This window comes from Massilia sp. TSP1-1-2 (genome assembly GCF_049896185.1).
Lineage (GTDB): Bacteria > Pseudomonadota > Gammaproteobacteria > Burkholderiales > Burkholderiaceae_D > Telluria_A.
Genome location: NZ_JAFCTU010000011.1, coordinates 149333 through 167418, shown reverse-complemented (window position 1 = coordinate 167418; position 18086 = coordinate 149333). Strand labels below are relative to the sequence as shown.

Below are 18086 nucleotides of genomic sequence, written 5' to 3'. Positions count from 1 at the left end.
CTCCGTTAAACAAGGCTTCATTGTAATGCTTAAGCGCTTCCGTTTCCGTGCTATCCCTTTCTTTGCCACCGTGCTGCTGGTGGCGCTCGGCGTCTCGCTGGGGCAGTGGCAAGACCGGCGCGCCGCGCAAAAAATCGCCTTGCAGGCCACGCTCGCCGAGCGCGCCGTCCAGGCGCCGCTGGTGCTCGGTCCGAAGCTGCTTGGCAAGGAAGACGTCGCGTTCCGGCCGGTGTCGGTGGCCGGCGAATTCGTCACCGGGTGGCCGCTGTTTCTCGACAACCGGCCCCAGCAAGGCAAGGTGGGTTTTTACCTGCTGATGCCATTCAAGATTGCCGGATCGAACACCCATGTGCTGGTGGCGCGCGGCTGGTTGCCGCGCTACAACGGCGAACACGATCGCCTGCCTGAATTTTCCACCCCGCCCGGCACGGTGATCGTAACCGGCGTTGCCAAGGCGGGTATGGGCAAGGTGATGCAGCTGGGCGACCCGGCCATGGTCAAGCCCGGCGCGATTTTACAAAACCTCACACCCGACCAGTTCGCCGACGCCAGCAAGCTGGCCGTGCAGCCATTTTTTATCGAGCAGACCGGGCCGCCCGAAGCGGGCGACAACCTGGTGCGCGACTGGCCGGCGCCCGCGCTGGGCGTCGAAAAGCACCAGGGTTATGCATTTCAGTGGTACGCGCTGGCAGGGATGGCGCTCTTATTTTTCGTAGTGACAGGATTTCGACGTGGAACAAAATAAACCGAATCAAACCAGCGGACGCTGGAAGCTGCTGGCCGTACTGGCCGTGTGCGCTTCGCCGTTGATCTTTTCCTACCTCACGTATTACGTCATCAAGCCGAGCGGGCGCACCAATTACGGCACGCTGATCGATCCGCGCGCCCATCCGTTTCCCGCGCTGGGCACCACTGGCCTGGACGGCAAGCCGCTCGCGCTTGACGCCTACAAGGGCAAGTGGATCATGCTGCAGGTCGAGCCGGGCGACTGCCCGCAAGCATGCAAAGACCAGCTGGTCAAGGTGCGCCAGTTGCGCTTGATGCAGGGCAAGGGCATGGAACGCATCGAGCGCGTCTGGCTCATTACCGACAATGCGCCGCTCGACATCGAGCTGATGAAAGTCATCGACGGCGTGCGCATGCTGCGCGTAAAGCCCGATGCGGTCAAGGCGTGGCTACCGGTGGAGCCGGGCGGCGACGTGACCGACCACTTATACCTGATCGACCCGCTGGGCAACCTGATGATGCGCTTTCCCAAGGATGCCGAGCCGAACAAGGTGACCAAGGATATCGGCAAGCTGCTCAAAGCGTCCGCGATCGGCTGATCATGCAGTCGTCAACCCTGGTGCAGTTGGCCCTGTCGGGCTTGCTGGCGGCAACCTTGCCGCTGGCCATGGTGTGGATGTCGTCCGATCCGCACAAATACCGCAAGCTGGTGTGGCTGACCGCCTTTCTCACCTTTGACCTGATCGTGTTCGGCGCGTTCACGCGCCTGACCGATTCCGGGCTTGGCTGCCCGGATTGGCCGGGATGTTATGGCGCGGCCAATCCGTTTATTGCGCATGAGCAGATTAGCGCCGCGCAAGCCTTATTGCCGACCGGGCCGGTAACGGTGGTGAAAGCGTGGATCGAGATGATTCACCGCTACCTGGCGATGGGCGTGGGGTTCTTGTGCATGGCCTTGATGGGAACTGCCTGGCTGCAGTGGCGCCGTTCGAACAGCGTGCAGTTCAGGCCGCTCTTGCCGACGGCGGTGTTTGTCGCCGTCTGCGTGCAGGGAGCGTTCGGGGCGCTGACCGTGACCATGAAACTGCAGCCGGTCATTGTAACGATGCATTTGTTGCTGGCGATGGGCTTGCTGTTCATGCTTTGCTGGCTGGGGGCGCGCCAGGATGCTGCCGTTGGTGGCCGGCCAGAGATGGCGCAATGCGCTGCGCTTTTGCGCCCTACGGTATCGACGGTATCGCTGCGCGTCTTGGCGCTTGTTTCGGCGCTGGTGCTGGGCGTGCAGATTGCATTGGGGGGCTGGGTCAGTACCAATTACGCGACGCTCGCTTGCGCGGATTTCCCGCTGTGCGCGGGGCAGGTTTTCCCGGACATGGATTTCGGCCATGGTTTTACGCTGTGGCGCGAACTGGGTAAGACGGCGGCGGGGCATTACCTGCCGTTCTCGGCCCTCACGGCCATTCATTGGGTGCATCGCCATTTTGCGTATGTCGCAGCCGCAATCCTTGGCTTTACCGCCTGGCGCGCGATGGCAATGCCGGACCTGCGCGGCACGGCGCGCAAGATTGCCATCGTGCTCGCGCTGCAGCTGGCGGCGGGCATTGCAACCGTGTATTTCGCCTTCCCGCTTGCCATCGCCGTATTGCATAACGCGGGGGCCGCCCTGCTAGTGGCGCTGGTCGCCATGTTAAACTACCAGATCAAGCACCGATTCAGCGCAGCAGCGCATGCAAGACCACCTACATGACAACCCAGACCGCTACACAAAAATCGAGCAGCCGCATCGCCCAATACTGGGCCCTGACCAAGCCGCGCGTCACGCAACTGGCGGTGTTTTGCGCCGTCATCGGCATGTTCCTGGCAACGCCGGGGCTGCCCGACATGCACAAGGTGTTCTTCGGCACCGTTGGCATCTGGCTGCTGGCCGGCGCCGCCTTTGCCGTCAACTGCATTCTCGAGAGCGAAATCGATGCGCGCATGGCGCGCACCGCGCGCCGCGCCACCGCCAGCGGCGAACTGACCAAGACCCAGACCATTGCCTTTTCGTCCGTCATTGGCGGGGCCGGCATGTGGGTGCTGTACGCGCTGGTCAATCCCTTGACCATGTGGCTCACGCTGGTAACTTTCGTCGGCTACGCCGTCATCTACACCCTGATTCTGAAACCGGCCACGCCGCAAAACATCGTCATCGGCGGCCTGTCGGGCGCGATGCCGCCGGCGCTGGGCTGGGCCGCGATCGCCGACGCGGTGCCGATGCAGGCGTGGCTCCTGGTCCTGATCATTTTCGTCTGGACCCCGCCGCACTTCTGGGCACTGGCCATGTACCGGCGCGACGACTATGCGCGCTCCGGGCTGCCGATGCTGCCGGTCACCCACGGCATGAACTTCACCGGCTTTCACGTGTGGCTGTACTCCATCGTGCTCGCCGCCACCACCTTGCTGCCGTTCGTGGTGCGCATGAGCGGCCTGATTTACCTCACGGCCGCCGTCGCGCTCAATGCGGTCTTTTTGTGGCACGGCTGGCAGGTCTACAAGCACTATTCCGACCAGGTGGCGCGCAAGGCCTTTACCTGGTCGATCATCTACCTGTCGCTGCTGTTTGCCGCGCTGCTGGTCGACCATTACTTCCCATTCTAAGATGAAAAATCTGTTTGCCCTGTGCGCCGTGGCGCTGACCTTGACGCTGGCGGCCTGCGCCAAGCCGGCCGCGCCGCCCGTCTTCAACAACGTCGACATCACCGGCGCCGAGTATGCGCGCGACTTTGCGCTGACCGACCATACGGGCAAACAGCGCACGCTGGCCGACTTCAAGGGCAAGGTGGTGTTTCTGTTCTTTGGCTACACCCAGTGCCCCGACGTGTGCCCGACCACGATGGCTGAAATGGCGGAGGTGCGCAAGCAGCTCGGTCCGGATGCGGCCAAGGTGCAGGTGCTGTTCGTGACGGTTGATCCGGAGCGCGACACGCAAGAGCTGCTGGCGCAGTACGTGCCCGCTTTTGACACCAGCTTTATCGGCCTGTACGGCGACGCGGCCGCGACCGCCAAAGTGGCCAAGGAATTCAAGGTGTTTTACGCCAAGTCACCCGGCGCCACGCCCGGCGCCTACTCGATGGACCATACTGCGGGCAGCTACGTGTTCGACCAGCAGGGCAAGATCCGCCTGTTCGTCCGCCACGGCAAGGGCGCCACGCCGATTGCACAAGACATCAAGCTGTTGCTGCACTAGGTTCATACACTAGGTCATACACTAAGCAAACATCTTCGGCAGACCACCATGGAACGACGCATCGGCAAGAACCTCGCCTCGATCGGCGCCGTCGCCTTCCTGGTGATCGGCTGCCTGTACGTGCTGCGCCCCTTCCTGGCCGCGATCCTGTTCGCCGCCGCCGTCGTCATTTCTTCCTGGCCGATGTACCTGTTCCTGCTGGGGCGGATGAACGGTCGCCGCTCGCTCGCCGCGCTCACGCTGACGTTGACGCTCACGCTGCTGGTGATCGTGCCCATCGGCCTGGTGGCCTACAACCTGGCCGACGACGTGGGCCGCCTGTATGACCAGATCAAGCTGGCCGTGGAAACGGGCCACGTGGAGCCGCCCGGCTGGATCCGGCGCGTGCCCCTGGTGGGCGACTGGCTCCATGGATATGTGCGCACGCTGGTGTCAAGCCGCGAACAGATGATGGAAGTGGCCAAGCAGATGCTCGAGCCGGCGCGCCACTATTTACTGGGCGGAGGCATTGTGCTGGGCGCCGGCGTGGCGCAAATGAGCCTGGCCGCCTTTGTCGCTTTTTTCCTGTACCGCGACGGTCAGGCGCTGCTGCGCGCCACGCGCGTGGCGATGGAGCGCATCATCGGCGAGAGCGCGCCGCGCATCGCCAGCACCGTCAGCCAGACCGTGCGCGGGGTGATGTACGGTTTACTGGGCACGGCGCTGGCGCAGGCGCTGGTGGCCGCGCTCGGCTTTGCGATCGCCGGTGTGCCGGGCGTGCTGCTGCTGGGCTTTGCGACCTTTGTCATGTCGCTGGTGCCGGTCGGCCCGCCCATCATCTGGGGCGGCGCGGCGATCTGGCTCTTTAGCGAGGGCAAGACGGGGTGGGGCGTGTTCATGCTGGTGTGGGGACTGATTTTGATCAGCGGCGTCGACAACGTGGTCAAGCCGATGCTCATCAGCCGGGGCAGCGACATGCCGTTCCTGCTGGTGCTGTTAGGTGTGCTGGGCGGGGTAATGGCGTTCGGGTTCGTGGGCCTGTTTATCGGCCCCGTGCTGCTGGCCGTGGGGTACTCGCTGCTGCGCGAGTGGACCGGGGCGCAGCCGGCGGCGGTGATGAAGACCTAGTTGGGGTCCCGGACAATTGTCGCGGGAGGGCTCAGCGCTCGCGATACAGCTCGCCCGCCCACAGTTTTTCGATGACGGCGGTGGGCAAGCGTTCCCGGTCTTCGGAACCGACGACGCAATCTTCCTCGGTGCCGGACAAATCGATCAGCTCGGCCGGTATGGCCCGTGTTGATGCGATGCAGTAAAAGGCCCGCACCGTAGGCCGGGTATAACTTTGTTTGTTTTGTTCAACGACGACGGCAAGTTTTTCCGATTTGAGACGCACCAGCGATCCGGTAGGATAGATACCCACCACTTCGATGAACGCGGACAGCACGGTCGGATCGAAGTGCCCTTTCCAGGAAATCATCTTGGACAGGGCGTCCGCCGGATCCCAGCCCCGCTTGTAGGGCCGATCGGACGTAATGGCGTCGTACACGTCGCACACGGCCGTCATGCGCGCCATCAGCGAAATTGCCTTGCCTGCCTGCCGGTGGGGGTAGCCAGCGCCATCCATGCGCTCGTGATGGTGAAGGCAAGCCTCGCGCACGCTGTCGCTGACGCCGCCGTGACGCAGCGCTTCAAAGCCGTGTTCCGGGTGCCGTTTGACGGTCGCGAATTCGTCGTCACTCAGACTGCTGGGTTTATTGAGGATTTCCAGCGGAATCCTGGCTTTTCCGATGTCATGCAGCAGGCCGCTCAGGCCCGCCTCGCGCATGTCAGGGTCGGACAATTTCATGGCCTTGGCCAGCGCGACCATCAACGCGCACACCGCCACCGAATGCATATAGGTGTAGTCGTCTTCGTACTTCAGGCGCGACAGGCTGATCAGGGCGCCAGGGTGGCGCTCCACCGAGCGCACGATATCGTCAACCAGGGCGCTGCAAAAATGGGTGTCGGCGATCTTGCCGAGCCGGGCCTGAGAGAACATGGAAAAAATCGATGCGCGCGCCGTCTGGCACAGCCGGGCCGCGTTCTGCAGCTCTTCTTCCATGCTAAGCGCGCCTGCCGCCTGGGGAGGCGCCCGGCGCCGCTTCGCAACCGGGGCAGCGCCGGCGGTGCTCCGGGCGGGCGCGACGGGCGCGACATCGGCGCCCAAGCTGGTGTCGATCCAGCATTCGGCAAGGCCACTGGCGCGCGCCTGGCGCAGCTCGTCGGCGCTGGCAAGCAGGAAGCGCGAAGTCCAGAACGGATTGGACAGCCAGTTCCCGTCAAACCCGACCAGATACATTCCCAGCCGCAGTTCGCTTACGCTGATTTTCTTTATATCGTTCGCAGCCATGTGTTCTGCCAGTTTTTCGAATAATCGGCGTCCACGGCAAGGAAGCCGAGCCTGTCCAGGGCGAATATCGGGTGACACGTTTTCGAGTAATGAACTATAGCACCGAGAAACTAAAGTTTCTATAAAAAACACTTCAGGTAAAAAGATAAAGAGCAGGCTAGCCCATCCGGTTGCGGCCGTACGGCGCCATGTGCGCGACGGTGTTGTTTTTTTAGTCGTGCTCGTCCGGATCGCTTGCGCGTCCCTTTTGTGGAATCACCTTCACCAGCACAATGCGCGGCCCGTTCATCTTCTTGACCACGATATCAAAGTAGGGAAATTCGATCTTTTGCCCCTGCTTGGGTATATCGCCCAGCTTGACCATCAACAGCCCGCCCACCGACTCCACTTCGTCCAGCCCCAGCGTCTCGTTATCGATATCGAGACCCAGAATACGCTCGAGCGAGAAGATCGGCAAGCTTGCCTTGCCGACCAGTGTGCCGTCCGGCTGGCGCAGCCAATCGTTTTCGTTCAACCGGAATTCATCGCGGATTTCGCCGACCATTGCGCCCAGCAAATTGTCGAGCGTGAGAAAGCCCACCGGCCGTTTGCCCTTTTCGCCGATCAGCGCAAAGTGGGGTGCGCCGTCGCGAAACCGGCGAAACATGGTTTGCGCGGCCGTGCGTGCCGACATGGTTTCCACCGGCCGCAAAAATGGCTTCAGGTCGCTGATTTTCTTGCCTGCCTGCTGAGCGAAAAACAAATCCTTCAAGTGAATCACGCCGAGCACGTCTTCGCCATTGGCGTCGAAATACGGATAGCGGCTGAAGCGGTTGCGCACCACGGTCTGCAAATTGTCTTCCAGCGACTTGTTGGCGTGCAGCGCGATCACTTCATTGATGGGGCGCATCAGTTCGCTGACCGTCAACTTGGAAAAGTCCAGCGACTGGGCCAGGATGTGGCGCTCGTCGCGGGTGAATTTTTCGCCCGGTTGGCTGGTGCGCAAAATCAGTTTCAATTCTTCGGTCGAATAATGCGCGTCGTGCCCGCCCGGGCCCGACAGACCGGCCAGGCGCAGCACGGCGTTGGCGCTGGCATTGAGCAGGTAAATGGCCGGATACATGCTCCAGTAAAAACCGTACAGCGCCGGCGCCGTCCACAGGCCCACCACTTCCGGATTGCGGATCGCCATCGACTTGGGCGCCAGTTCGCCCACCACAATGTGCAGGAAAGAAATGACGCTAAAGGCGAACAGGAAAGAGACCGTATGAATCAGCGCCTGCGAACCCATGCCGATGGCGGTAAATAGCGGCGCGATCAAGCCGGCGAATGCCGGTTCGCCGACCCAGCCCAGGCCCAGCGAGGCCAGGGTGATCCCCAGCTGGCAGGCCGACAGGTAAGCATCGAGCTGACCGTGCACCTTGCCCAGGATGCGCCCGCGCCAGCCCTGGCTTTTGGCAATTGCGCGCACGCGGGTGGGACGCAAGGCAACCATGCCGAACTCGGCGGCCACAAAGAAACCGTTCAGCACGACCAGGAAGACGGCGAGCAGAACAAGAAGTACATTAGTCATAGAAATGTTGTTGTTTTTTGCTTGGCCACAAAAGCCGGAACGCCCATTGTACCGTTCAGGCGCTGCTGAAGACACCCTCGTGCACTGAAGAAAGTATGGCCTCGACCGCCGGATGCTTGATCTTGCGTTCGTTCGAGATCGCGTACACTTGCTCGCGCACCTGCGGCACCTGGCCCACCAGCACCGCGCCGAACTGCTCTTGCAGGTCGGCCGCCAGCGCCGCCGGGGCGAAGAACAAGCCCGCCCCGCGCCGCCCGAACGTGTTCAGCAGCGCATTGTCTTCGAATTCGCCGACCACGTCAGGGCGCGCATTGTGCAATTCGAACCACTCGTCGATCCGGCCCCGCAGTGCGTTATTGCGGGTGGGCAGCAGGAACGGGGCGCCGTTCAGGCAAGCTGGAAACCCCGCCGTGTAAGCCTGGGCCAGCTGCGGCGCGCCAACGACAATGGTGGCGCTTTCAAACAGCATGTGGCTAAACACGCGCAAGGTGGTGCCGGAGCGCACCGCGCGGTCGGTCAGCACCACGTCGAGCTTGTGCAGCGCCAGGTCGGCCAAGAGCGCCTCGAAATTATCTTCGTAGCACACCAGCCGCACCGGGGTGGGCAGGTGCAGCGTCGTTTCAAGCAGGCGAAAGGCGGTCAGCTTGGGCAGCGAATCGGAAATGCCGACGGTGAGCCGGGTGCGCCCGCTGTCCGCTTCCGACAGCGCTTCTTGCAGCTGCTCGCCAAGCAAAAAAATCTGGTCGGCGTAGGCCAGCGCCAAGCGACCGGCCTCGGTCAGCACCAGGCTGCGCCCCTGCGGCATCAACAGCGACTTGCCGATCGATTGCTCGAGCTGGGCCAGTTGCGTGCTGACGGTCTGGATCGCCAGTCCGAGCCGCGTGGCGGCGCGGGTAATCGAGCCTTCCTTCGCGACGACCCAAAAGTAATAAAGGTGGCGAAAATTCATTCCTGTTGTTTTCATTGTTCTGTTTTTCAGAAGTAACGGTCTTATTATCTCCTATTTTTAAATTGATCAACTGGGTCTACACTATGCCTAGTTAATTTCAATGAGGGGAAGCTGCAATGAAGCATTTCAGATGGTCCATCCTGGTCAGCATTGTCTGCCTGGTTCTGGCGGGGTATTGGGGCTACACCCATGGCGGCATGGAAAAGGCGGTGACCTTCATGGGCATCGCCACGATTCTGGCAGTGATGGAAGTGTCGCTGTCGTTCGATAACGCGGTCGTCAATGCCTCGGTCCTCAAGACCTGGGACGACTTCTGGCAAAAGCTGTTCCTGGGCGTGGGTATCATCATTGCCGTGTTCGGCATGCGGCTGGTCTTTCCGCTGGTGATCGTGGCTGTGGCCGCCGACCTGAGCATGGGCGACGTGTGGACGCTGGCGCTAAACGATCCGAAAGCGTTTTCGGGCCACCTGACGGCGCACCACTCGGAAGTGGCAGCCTTTGGCGGCATGTTCCTGCTGCTGGTGTTCCTTAACTTCCTGCTGGACGATGAAAAGGAACTGCATTGGCTCGGCCACGTCGAACAAAAGCTTGGGTCGCTGGGCAAGGTGTCCTCGATCTCGGTCATGATCTCGATCGCCATGCTGATGGGCGCCATGACGATGGTCGAAGAGGCGCAAAAGATGGTGGTGCTGATGTCCGGCCTGTGGGGCATCCTGGTCTACGTTGGCGTGGACATGATTTCCGGGCTGCTGGAAAAGGAAGAAGAGACTGACGCAAATATTGGTGCGATCGTCAAGAGTGGCGGCATCGGAGGCTTCCTGTATCTGGAAGTGCTGGATGCGTCGTTCTCGTTCGATGGTGTGATCGGTGCCTTCGCGATCACCAACGACGTTGTCATCATCATGCTGGGCCTGGCCGTTGGCGCCATGTTCGTGCGTTCGATGACGGTGTACCTGGTCAAGACCGGCACGCTCGACGAGTATGTGTATCTGGAGCACGGCGCCCATTATGCAATCGGTATCCTGGCCTTGATCATGTTGGCAAGCATGAAATACCACATCCCGGAACTGTTCACCGGTCTGATCGGTGTGGCGTTCATCGTTGCCTCGTTATGGTCGTCGATTCGCCACAGAAAGCGTCACGCAGTAGGCGCTTCATAAACAGCGCAACAAGCGAGCAAAAAAACGCGCGGCAAGCGGCTGAACACCCCTTTGCCGCGCCTGCTGGAGCAGGTGTTCATTGGTAGTTTTTATTCATTCATTTATCTGGAGAGTTACATATGGCTATCAGTCTGCAAAAAGGCGGCAACCTCAACCTGAGCAAGGAAGCACCGGGCTTGTCGAAAATGACCATCGGCCTGGGCTGGGATACGCGCGCCACCGACGGCGCCGCATTCGACCTTGATGGCGCGGTGTTCCTCGTCAACGCCGCCGGCAAGGTGCGTTCCGACGCCGACTTCGTCTTTTACAACAACCTCAAATCCACCGACGGCTCGGTGGTCCACTCGGGCGACAACACCACCGGCGACGGCGCGGGCGACGACGAAACCGTCACCATCGACCTGGCCGCCGTGCCGGCCGACATCGACAAGGTCATCCTGGCCGTGACGATCCACGACGCCGAAACGCGCAAGCAAAACTTCGGCATGGTGTCCAAGGCGTTCATTCGCTGCATCAATGCCAATGGCAACGCCGAGATCGCCCGCTACGACCTGTCGGAAGACGGCTCGACGGAAGCGGCGATGATTTTCGGCGAAGTCTACCGCGCCGGCGCCGACTGGAAATTCAAGGCCATCGGCCAGGGTTTCCAGGGCGGCCTGGGCCCACTGGCCAAGAGCTACGGTGTCAACGTTTAAGCGCCTCCACTGAGGGTTGACACACAGATCGTGGGCCGGTGCGCGGTGCGCCGGCCCTCCGACGAAAGGAAAAGCCATGCCAGTTTTTACAGTCACAGGGGATGTCGATCCCTTTCTCCACGTGTCGCTCACGCGCGGCGAGACCATCTACTGCGAGTCCGGCGCGATGGTGATGATGGAAGCCAATCTTGACCTCAAGGGCAAGATGCAAGGCGGCATCGGCAGCGCCATCATGCGCCGCTTTGCGAATGGCGAATCGTTTTTCCAGCAGCACATTGAAGCGGTGCGCGGCGACGGCGACTGCCTGCTCTCGCCCACGCTGCCGGGTGCGATGCAGATCATCGACGTCGGCCCGCGCAACTACATCCTGAGCGACGGCGCCTTTGTGGCCGCCAGCCAGAAGGTCGACTTGAAGGTGCGCACGCAAAGCATCGGCAACGCACTGTTCGCCGGCAGCGGGGGCTTTTTTGTCACCGAGACCAGCGGCAGCGGCCAGGTGGCGGTATCGGGTTTTGGCTCGATGTCCGAACTGGTCGTCGAGCAGGGCAAGGATATTACGATCGACAATTCGCACGTGGTGTGCTGGGACAGCACCTTGCGTTATGAAATTTCGATCACAACGGGCCAGAGTGGGGGCTTTATCGGCAACCTGATCAATAGCCAGACCAGCGGCGAAGGCGTGGTGCTGAAGTTTTCCGGCAATGGCAAGGTATATGTCTGTTCGCGCAATCGCGAATCGTTCCGCACCTGGGTGCAGTCCGCGGCCCAGTCGCGCTAATCAAGGAGTCAATAGCATGTCAGTCAATTTAAGCAAGGGCCAGAAAATCTCGCTCGACAAAGAAGCCGGTAGCACGCTGACCAAGATCACGATGGGTCTCGGCTGGGATGCCATCAAGAGCAAGGGTTTGTTCGGCTTTGGGGCAAAAAGCGAAACGGTTGACCTGGATGCGTCGTGCGTGCTGTTCGACGAAGCGAACAACCAGATCGATACGGTGTGGTTCCGCCAGCTCAAAAGCAAGGATGGCAGCATCGTGCACACGGGCGACAACCGCACGGGCGCGGGCGATGGCGACGACGAGCAGATCGTGGTGGACCTGGCGCGGGTACCGGCCAACGTCAAGTCGCTGGTGTTTACGGTGAATAGCTTCACGGGCCAGAGTTTCGAGAAGATCGAAAACGCGTTTTGCCGCATCATCAATGCGGCCGACAACAAGGAAGTGGCGCGCTACGATTTGTCGGTGCAAGGCTCGCACACGGCGCAGATCATGACCAAGCTGTATCGCCATAACGGCGAGTGGAAGATGCACGCGATTGGCGAGAACGGCAGCGGGCGTACCATTGAAGACCTGGTGCGCCAGATCGTGCCGCACTTGTAAGAAAAACGGACGCGGCCGAAAACGCCGCGTCATCTATAAAACGGACGCGGTCTAAACCCCCGCGTCATCTACACGTAGGGCGGAAAAGCGCAGCGCATTCCGCCATGAGCCGCCGACGACTCATGGCGGAATGCGCTGTCGCTTTTCCGCCCAACGATCCCACGATCCCACGATCCCACGAATCGACAAACCGACGAACCGGACAAACCGGACGGACCGGACGGACTGGACCCGACGGACTCGGCATCCCCGACAAAACGCTTGACTGGCCCTCATTATGTGTTTACTGTATTAGTTAATTAATACAGTGGACAAAAAATGACAACCCACCCTCCCAATCTGTTTTCCATCGCGACCGGTTCTTCCGAGCCGATCTACCGCCAGCTGGTCGACCAGGCGCGCCGCCTGATCGCCGGCGGCCAGCTCGCCCCCGGCGACGCCATGCCCTCGGTGCGCGAAATCGCCCAGGCGCTCGCACTCAATCCCATGACCGTCTCCAAGGCTTACGGCATGCTTGAAACGGAAGGCGCGCTGACGCGCCGCCGCGGCATGGGCATGATCGTGGCCGACGCTCCCAAGCAAACCCACAGCCTGGCCAGCCGCGCCGACCTGCTGCGCCCGACGCTGGAACGCGCCGCCCTCGAGGCGCGCCAGCTCGAACTCGATCCCGACACCGTACTTGCCCTGTTCACCCACATTCTGAAGGAAAAACCATGACCAACCCTGTCATCGATGCCAGTGCCATCGTCAAAAAGTTCGATGGACGCGCGGTGATCAAGCAGCTTGACTGGCAGATCGCGCCCGGCCAGGTGGTGGGCCTGCTGGGCCGCAATGGCGCCGGCAAGTCGACCCTGATCGAATGCCTGCTCGGGCTGCGCGAAACCGACGCCGGCACCGTCACCATCTTCGGCGACGACGTGCGCAACCTGTCTGAGGATGTGCGCGCGCGTATCGGCTATGTGCCGCAGCAATCGGACCTGTTCGAGTGGCTCACGGCGCGCCAGCTGCTCGCTTATTTCAAGGCGCTGTACCCGCGCTGGAACAGCGAGAAGACCGATGCGCTGCTGGCCCGCTGGGGCTTGAACGAGCGTGCCTGCAACAAGCCGATCAGCACCTTGTCGGGCGGCGAAAAGCAGCGCCTGTCGATCATCCGCGCGCTGGCGCACGAGCCGGACCTGCTCATTCTCGACGAACCGGTGTCCGCGCTCGACCCGGTGGGGCGGCGCGAATTTCTGCGCGAGCTGATCGACGGCGTGATCGAGCGCGACACCACGGTCGTGTTCTCGACTCACATCCTGTCCGACCTGGAACGGGTGGCGCTCGATGTCGCATTTCTGCAGGATGGCCGCATCGTCCTGCAGGGCGCGCTCGACGATTTGATGGAAAACGCGCGCCGCGTGGTGGGCCCCCAGTTGCTGCTGGCCGGCGCGGTGCTGCCGGGAGAGCTGCGGCGCAGCACAGGGCGCGACGGACGCACCAGCATCATCGTGCGCGAAAGCGCGCCGGCGCTGGCGCTGGCCGCGCGCGAGCCGGCGCTGCGGGTTGAAGCGCTCAACCTGGAAGAACTGTTCGCCGAGGTGACCCAATGAGCCCGTCCTGGCGCACCTGCTTCGCGATCTGGCGCACTGCCGTCTATGGCGCACGCCCGACGATGGTGAAGGTGTATTCCGCGCTGCTGCTCGTGCTCGCGCCGCTGATGGCCGCCGGCGCCGCCGCGTTCATGCCGGCGCCCGATTCGGCGCGACTAATCGGGTTTAGCGTGCCCTTGTCGATGCTGTCGCTGTTTCTGTGGATGCGCTACGTGCTTGGCGTGATCCGGCAGCACACGCCGGTCAACGCAGGCCTGGTTCCGCACCTGTACCGCGCCGTGCGCAGCACCACCTTGCTGGTGTGGGCGGTGTCGTTGGCGCCGATGGCGCTGCTGGCGTCGGCCATGGGCAATCCGGAGCTCACGTTCATCGCGCTGGCGGCCCAACTGACCGCGGTCGGCATCGCATGCGGCGCGCGCAGGGATGGCAAGGTCCTCGCGCCCGCGCTGGTCGCCTTTGTCGCTTACGCCCACAACAGCCCGGCGTTACTGGCAAAGTTCTCGCATCCCGGCGCGCTGCTGGCAGCAGGCTTGTGCACGCTGGCGCTGGCCTGGCACGGTTTGCGGGTGGTCTTTCCCTGTGCTGGCGAAGGGCATTGGAAGCTGTATCGGCAACAGGTGAAGCAAGGCGCCAACAATGATATGCTCGTGCTGCAGCGTTTCAGGCGCGGCAGCGGCGCGCGCCTGCCTTTCTACGCATGGCTACTCAAGCGCGACCTGCGCAGCGGCGCCAAGCGCGCCAACTTGCTGATGCACGCCCTGGGGCCGAACATGCAACGCTTCAGTACAGTATGGCCACTGTTCGTGTTCGGTGTGGCGGCGCTACTGGCCAGGGCCGGCTACTTGTGGTCGGGCGCACCGGCAGTGCCCGCGCAGGTACTGTCCTCGATCATGCCGGGCGCGTTCGGCGGTGCCGTGGGGTTGCAGGCAGTCGCGCTGCAACGGTTCGTGCTGAGCATGTACGTAACGCAGCGCGAACAGGCGCTGGTACGGCTCTCGCCCTTGGCGCCGGACGCCAATGTGCTCTCTGGCGTGTTGGCGCGACGCTTGCTCGCCATTGCGCTTGGCGAATGGATGACCTGCACCATTTTCGCGCTGGGCGTGGTGGCGCTGCTTGGCGGCGGCTGGTACGAAGCGAAAGGCATCTTGTCGCTGGCGCTGCCTTGCCTGGCGGCGATCGGCTGGATCTTGCGCGACTATTCGCACCAGGCAAAGAACTGGGGCGTTGGCAATCTCGTGTCTCCGGTGCTGGCGCTGGTCGGCGTCATGGCCTTGTTTTTTACCCGCGCCAACGAGCCGCTGTGGGATGGCGTGTTTGTCTTGATGCTCGCATTGACCGCCGCGCTGCTGGCCCGGCGCTTTTACAAGATGGCCCGCGCACCCGTGCAGTTTCCCGCCGGGCGCCTCGGCTAGTGGCTTCGGCTACTGAAGGGTGATCAGTGCCCCGCTTTTTGCACCAGCGCGCTGCCGCTGCCATGGCGCGCGCCTTCGCTCACCGCCGTCACCGTGCCGTCGGCATTGAACACGATGGCATTGGCCGCGCCGATTTCTTCGGGCTGGGCGCCCCACTTGTGGCCAAGCTTGTCGAGCCCCTTGGCGGCCGCGCCGCCGATGTAGCCTGGCTCGGTGTCGGTGGTCACGTCGTTGCGCTGGCTAAGGCGGGGCGCGTTGATCGCCTTATCCATCGTCATGTCGAAGTCGAGGTAGTTGACGATTGTCTGCAGCACCGTGGTGATGATGGTCGAGCCGCCCGGGCTGCCCACCGTGAAGGCCGGCTTGCCGTCTTTGAGCACGATGGTCGGCGCCATGCTCGAGCGCGGCCGCTTGCCGGGTTCAGGCACGTTGGGGTGCGGCCCGCTGAAGTCGAAGTCCGTCATTTCGTTATTCAGCACGAAGCCATAGCCGGGCACCACGATGCCGCTGCCGCCCCATGCTTCGATGGTGAAGGTGTAGGCGACGACATTGCCCTCCTTGTCCGACACCGCCAGGTGCGTGGTGTGCGCGCTTTCGGCCATCACGCGCGCCTGGGGCGGGCGCAGCGGCACGCTGACGTCGTTCTGGAATGGGTACGGGTCCCCGGCGGCCACTTTGCCGGCAGCGCGCTGGGCGCTGATCTGCGCGCGACGCTTGGTCGCGTATTCCTTGCTGAGCATGCCGGCCAGCGGCGCCTCGACGAATTCGGGATCGGCCAGGTAGGCGTTGCGGTCGGCAAAGGCGAGCCGGCTCGCTTCAAGATACAAGTGTTCGGCGTTCGCGCGCGGCATCGCGCCCAGGTCGTAGGCTTCGAGGATGTTGAGCGCTTCGGCCACGGTTGCCCCGCCGCTTGACGGCAGCGGCATGCCATACAGCTCGTAGCCGCGGTAGGTGCTCTTGAGCGGCTGGCGGATGCGCGCTTCATAGTTGGACAGGTCGGCCAGCGTCATGCTGCCGGCGCGCACCTTGACCCCGGGCGCCACCGGCGGCTGGTTGACGGCGGCCACCATCGCACGCGCCATCGGCCCGCTGTAAAAGGCCTTCTGGCCGCGCGCGGCGATTTCGCCGTAAGCCTTGGCCATGCCGGGGTTCTTGAGCAGCGTTCCCACGGGCAGCGCCTTGCCGTTTTTCAGATAGAGTGCGCTGGTGCTGGTAAAAAGCTGAAATTTTCTTTCATTTTCGCGTGTCAAATGATTGAATGTTTCACTGACGGCAAAGCCCTTGTTGGCCACGCCGATGGCTGGCGCGAGCACTTGGCGAAACGACATGCTGCCATAGCGGCTGAGCGCTTCGTGCCAGCCGCGCACGGTGCCGGGCACGCCCACTGCGCTGCCGCTGGCCACTGCGGTGTCGAAGTCGAGCTCCTTGCCGTTTTCCTGGAACACGGTCGGCGTAAAAGCGGCCGGCGCCATTTCGCGGTGGTCGATCGTGATCACGCGCTTTTCGCGCGCCAGGTAAATGACCATGAAGCCGCCGCCGCCAATGCCGCAACTGAAGGGATCGGTCACGCCGAGCGTGGCTGCTGCCGCCACCGCCGCGTCAATCGCATTGCCGCCCTGGTTCAGGATCGTCATGGCCGATTGCGAGGCTTGCTCGCTGATGGTGGCGACCGCGCCGCCGGTGCCGCTGGCCACCGGCGTCTTGGCGCCGGCGGGGATGACGATCAGGAGTAGAAGGGTGAGGGCAAGATGGCGCGGCGCGTTGTTGGACATGAATGTTTGGCGTGGATGGATGATGGATTATGGGCTGGTGATGTTCACTGTCACCGGCATGATAACGACTGGCGCCGACGCCGTCGATGGGCGCAGCGGCGGTTCGGCCGTCTGGCCGAGGGCCACGCGCACGCCCTTGAAGGTGCTCGCTTCAAAGGCCGGTTTGGCTTTCGTCAGGTCGAACGACTCGGTGCCGGCGGCGCCCGAGAGTGTGAACTTGTAGCTGATTTCGCCGGCGGTGACGCAGCGCACATCGGGCGGGCAGCGGCTGTCGGCCGCGCCATCGTAGCGCAGCGTGGCGGCCGGGCCGACGGCCACGGTGCGCTGGGGAAGCAGGGTGGCGCTGGAAGTCATGGAACTCTCCTGGGCTGGGGCAGTGGCGGGTGCCGGCGTGGACGTGGACATGGACGGGGTGGCGGGAGCTGCACTGCAGCCGGCCAGCAGAACTGCCGCTGCAAGGGTGGATATGAGATGGGTCATCGGTTCATGCTCCGCATTGAGTTGAAAGGTCGATCATAGCAAAATGGCCAGTTCGGGCCGCCCGGGACGCGTGATGCGCCTACCTGCGCCGTTTCATGGCCCTGTTGTGCGCCGGCTCTCGGCAAAGGCGATCAGCTCGGGGAAAAAGGCGTGAAAGCCCGTTTCCAGTTGCGCGTAGTTGGCCTGCAGGTCGGCCAGTCCCTCGCGCAGCAGATGGCCGTTTTTGGACAGGCGTGTCGAAATGCGGCACACCGCAGTTTCCACGCCTTCGAAGCGCAGGTAGGAGCCGAGCCAGTCCTGCTCGATCATATAGGGCGCCGCGCGCGCCAGGTTGGCCGGCAGCGTGTCGGCCCGGCGCGCGAGGGCCGCGTAAAAGCGGGCGATGAACACAGGCAGCGCAACGTCGGCGTAGCGCGCCCAATGGGTGGCGAGCAGGTGATCGTAAAACACGTCGAGCAAGATGCCGGCGTAGCGGCGGTGCGCTCCTTCGAACAGCGCCTTGGCGTCAAGGACGATGGGATGGCTGTCGGTAAAGGAGTCGACTTTGCGGTGGGTGACAATTTCCGCCTCGATCTCGGCGCTGAAGCGCTCACCGCCATGCGGCTTGACGAAGTCGCCGAGCAGGGCGCCGAGCATGGCGTCGTCGCTGTGCCGGGCGAGGTAGATGTGGGCGAGGTAGTTCATGCGCCATCATACGCGCCCCGGCTCGCGCTGCTTGCCCGGCCCCGAAATGACGGACGCATGAAAAAAATGCCGCTCGGCGCAGGCTGAACGGCATTCG

19 protein-coding genes are annotated in these 18086 nt (G+C 62.7%); 13 read left to right on the top strand and 6 right to left on the bottom strand.

The window, feature by feature from the left end; all coding sequences use genetic code 11:
• The first annotated feature begins 25 nt into the window (after window positions 1-25).
• Genes ACP7BV_RS12125 through ACP7BV_RS12100 form a run of 6 tightly spaced genes read left to right on the top strand, consistent with a single transcriptional unit; the run spans window position 26 to window position 5059 of the window.
• Window positions 26-745 (top strand): SURF1 family protein, encoded by a 720-nt coding sequence (locus ACP7BV_RS12125; RefSeq protein WP_426104072.1) that lies wholly within the window; start codon window positions 26-28, stop codon window positions 743-745.
• Window positions 732-1325, top strand: coding sequence for an SCO family protein (locus tag ACP7BV_RS12120; protein ID WP_426104071.1), 594 nt, complete (start codon window positions 732-734; stop codon window positions 1323-1325). Before ACP7BV_RS12125 ends, ACP7BV_RS12120 begins: the two co-directional genes overlap by 14 nt.
• Window positions 1326-1327: 2 nt before the next feature.
• Complete coding sequence (locus tag ACP7BV_RS12115; protein ID WP_426104070.1) at window positions 1328-2473, top strand: COX15/CtaA family protein; 1146 nt, start codon at window positions 1328-1330, stop codon at window positions 2471-2473.
• Window positions 2470-3363 (top strand): heme o synthase, encoded by an 894-nt coding sequence (cyoE, locus tag ACP7BV_RS12110; protein ID WP_426104069.1) that lies wholly within the window; start codon window positions 2470-2472, stop codon window positions 3361-3363. The genes ACP7BV_RS12115 and cyoE overlap by 4 nt, the downstream gene beginning before the upstream one ends.
• A 1-nt stretch (window position 3364) precedes the next feature.
• The gene (locus tag ACP7BV_RS12105; protein ID WP_426104068.1) at window positions 3365-3952 is read left to right on the top strand and encodes an SCO family protein; all 588 of its coding nucleotides are present in this window, start codon (window positions 3365-3367) and stop codon (window positions 3950-3952) included.
• Window positions 3953-4000: 48 nt separating this feature from the next.
• Window positions 4001-5059, top strand: a complete 1059-nt coding sequence (locus ACP7BV_RS12100) for an AI-2E family transporter (RefSeq protein WP_426104067.1) — start codon at window positions 4001-4003, stop codon at window positions 5057-5059.
• Between the two features lie 31 nt (window positions 5060-5090).
• On the opposite strand, the gene ACP7BV_RS12095 is transcribed toward ACP7BV_RS12100, so the two are convergent.
• From ACP7BV_RS12095 to nhaR, 3 genes are all read right to left on the bottom strand, one after another.
• A complete protein-coding gene (locus tag ACP7BV_RS12095) occupies window positions 5091-6320 on the bottom strand; it encodes an HD-GYP domain-containing protein (protein ID WP_426104066.1) in 1230 nt (409 codons plus the stop codon).
• 211 nt (window positions 6321-6531) lie between these two features.
• Window positions 6532-7872 (bottom strand): hemolysin family protein, encoded by a 1341-nt coding sequence (locus ACP7BV_RS12090; RefSeq protein ID WP_426104065.1) that lies wholly within the window; start codon window positions 7870-7872, stop codon window positions 6532-6534.
• Window positions 7873-7927: 55 nt separating this feature from the next.
• Window positions 7928-8836, bottom strand: coding sequence for a transcriptional activator NhaR (nhaR, locus tag ACP7BV_RS12085; protein WP_426104064.1), 909 nt, complete (start codon window positions 8834-8836; stop codon window positions 7928-7930).
• A 101-nt stretch (window positions 8837-8937) separates the two neighbouring features.
• Here nhaR and ACP7BV_RS12080 point away from each other — a divergent pair, with 101 nt between their 5' ends.
• The 7 genes from ACP7BV_RS12080 to ACP7BV_RS12050 all read left to right on the top strand — a co-directional run bounded on the left by ACP7BV_RS12080 (window position 8938) and on the right by ACP7BV_RS12050 (window position 15053).
• Window positions 8938-9981: a DUF475 domain-containing protein gene (locus ACP7BV_RS12080; protein WP_426104063.1), complete on the top strand. Its 1044-nt coding sequence runs from the start codon at window positions 8938-8940 to the stop codon at window positions 9979-9981.
• Window positions 9982-10100: 119 nt separating this feature from the next.
• A complete protein-coding gene (locus ACP7BV_RS12075; protein WP_426104062.1) occupies window positions 10101-10676 on the top strand; it encodes a TerD family protein in 576 nt (191 codons plus the stop codon).
• Window positions 10677-10752: 76 nt separating this feature from the next.
• Window positions 10753-11454 carry a TIGR00266 family protein gene (locus ACP7BV_RS12070; RefSeq protein WP_426104061.1) on the top strand — a complete coding sequence of 234 codons (702 nt, stop codon included), beginning with the start codon at window positions 10753-10755 and terminating at the stop codon, window positions 11452-11454.
• A 16-nt stretch (window positions 11455-11470) separates the two neighbouring features.
• Window positions 11471-12052 (top strand): TerD family protein, encoded by a 582-nt coding sequence (locus ACP7BV_RS12065; RefSeq protein WP_426104060.1) that lies wholly within the window; start codon window positions 11471-11473, stop codon window positions 12050-12052.
• Between the two features lie 318 nt (window positions 12053-12370).
• Window positions 12371-12769 (top strand): GntR family transcriptional regulator, encoded by a 399-nt coding sequence (locus tag ACP7BV_RS12060; RefSeq protein ID WP_426104059.1) that lies wholly within the window; start codon window positions 12371-12373, stop codon window positions 12767-12769.
• Window positions 12766-13641 carry an ABC transporter ATP-binding protein gene (locus ACP7BV_RS12055; protein WP_426104058.1) on the top strand — a complete coding sequence of 292 codons (876 nt, stop codon included), beginning with the start codon at window positions 12766-12768 and terminating at the stop codon, window positions 13639-13641. The genes ACP7BV_RS12060 and ACP7BV_RS12055 overlap by 4 nt, the downstream gene beginning before the upstream one ends.
• Window positions 13638-15053, top strand: a complete 1416-nt coding sequence (locus ACP7BV_RS12050) for a hypothetical protein (RefSeq protein ID WP_426104057.1) — start codon at window positions 13638-13640, stop codon at window positions 15051-15053. Before ACP7BV_RS12055 ends, ACP7BV_RS12050 begins: the two co-directional genes overlap by 4 nt.
• Window positions 15054-15076: 23 nt before the next feature.
• Here ACP7BV_RS12050 and ggt read toward each other — a convergent pair whose 3' ends face one another.
• From ggt to ACP7BV_RS12035, 3 genes are all read right to left on the bottom strand, one after another.
• Window positions 15077-16825 carry a gamma-glutamyltransferase gene (ggt, locus tag ACP7BV_RS12045; protein WP_426104056.1) on the bottom strand — a complete coding sequence of 583 codons (1749 nt, stop codon included), beginning with the start codon at window positions 16823-16825 and terminating at the stop codon, window positions 15077-15079.
• A 27-nt stretch (window positions 16826-16852) separates the two neighbouring features.
• The gene (locus tag ACP7BV_RS12040; RefSeq protein ID WP_426104055.1) at window positions 16853-17305 is read right to left on the bottom strand and encodes a hypothetical protein; all 453 of its coding nucleotides are present in this window, start codon (window positions 17303-17305) and stop codon (window positions 16853-16855) included.
• A 93-nt stretch (window positions 17306-17398) separates the two neighbouring features.
• Window positions 17399-17989, bottom strand: a complete 591-nt coding sequence (locus tag ACP7BV_RS12035) for an ACP phosphodiesterase (protein WP_426104054.1) — start codon at window positions 17987-17989, stop codon at window positions 17399-17401.
• Between the last annotated feature and the right edge of the window lie 97 nt (window positions 17990-18086).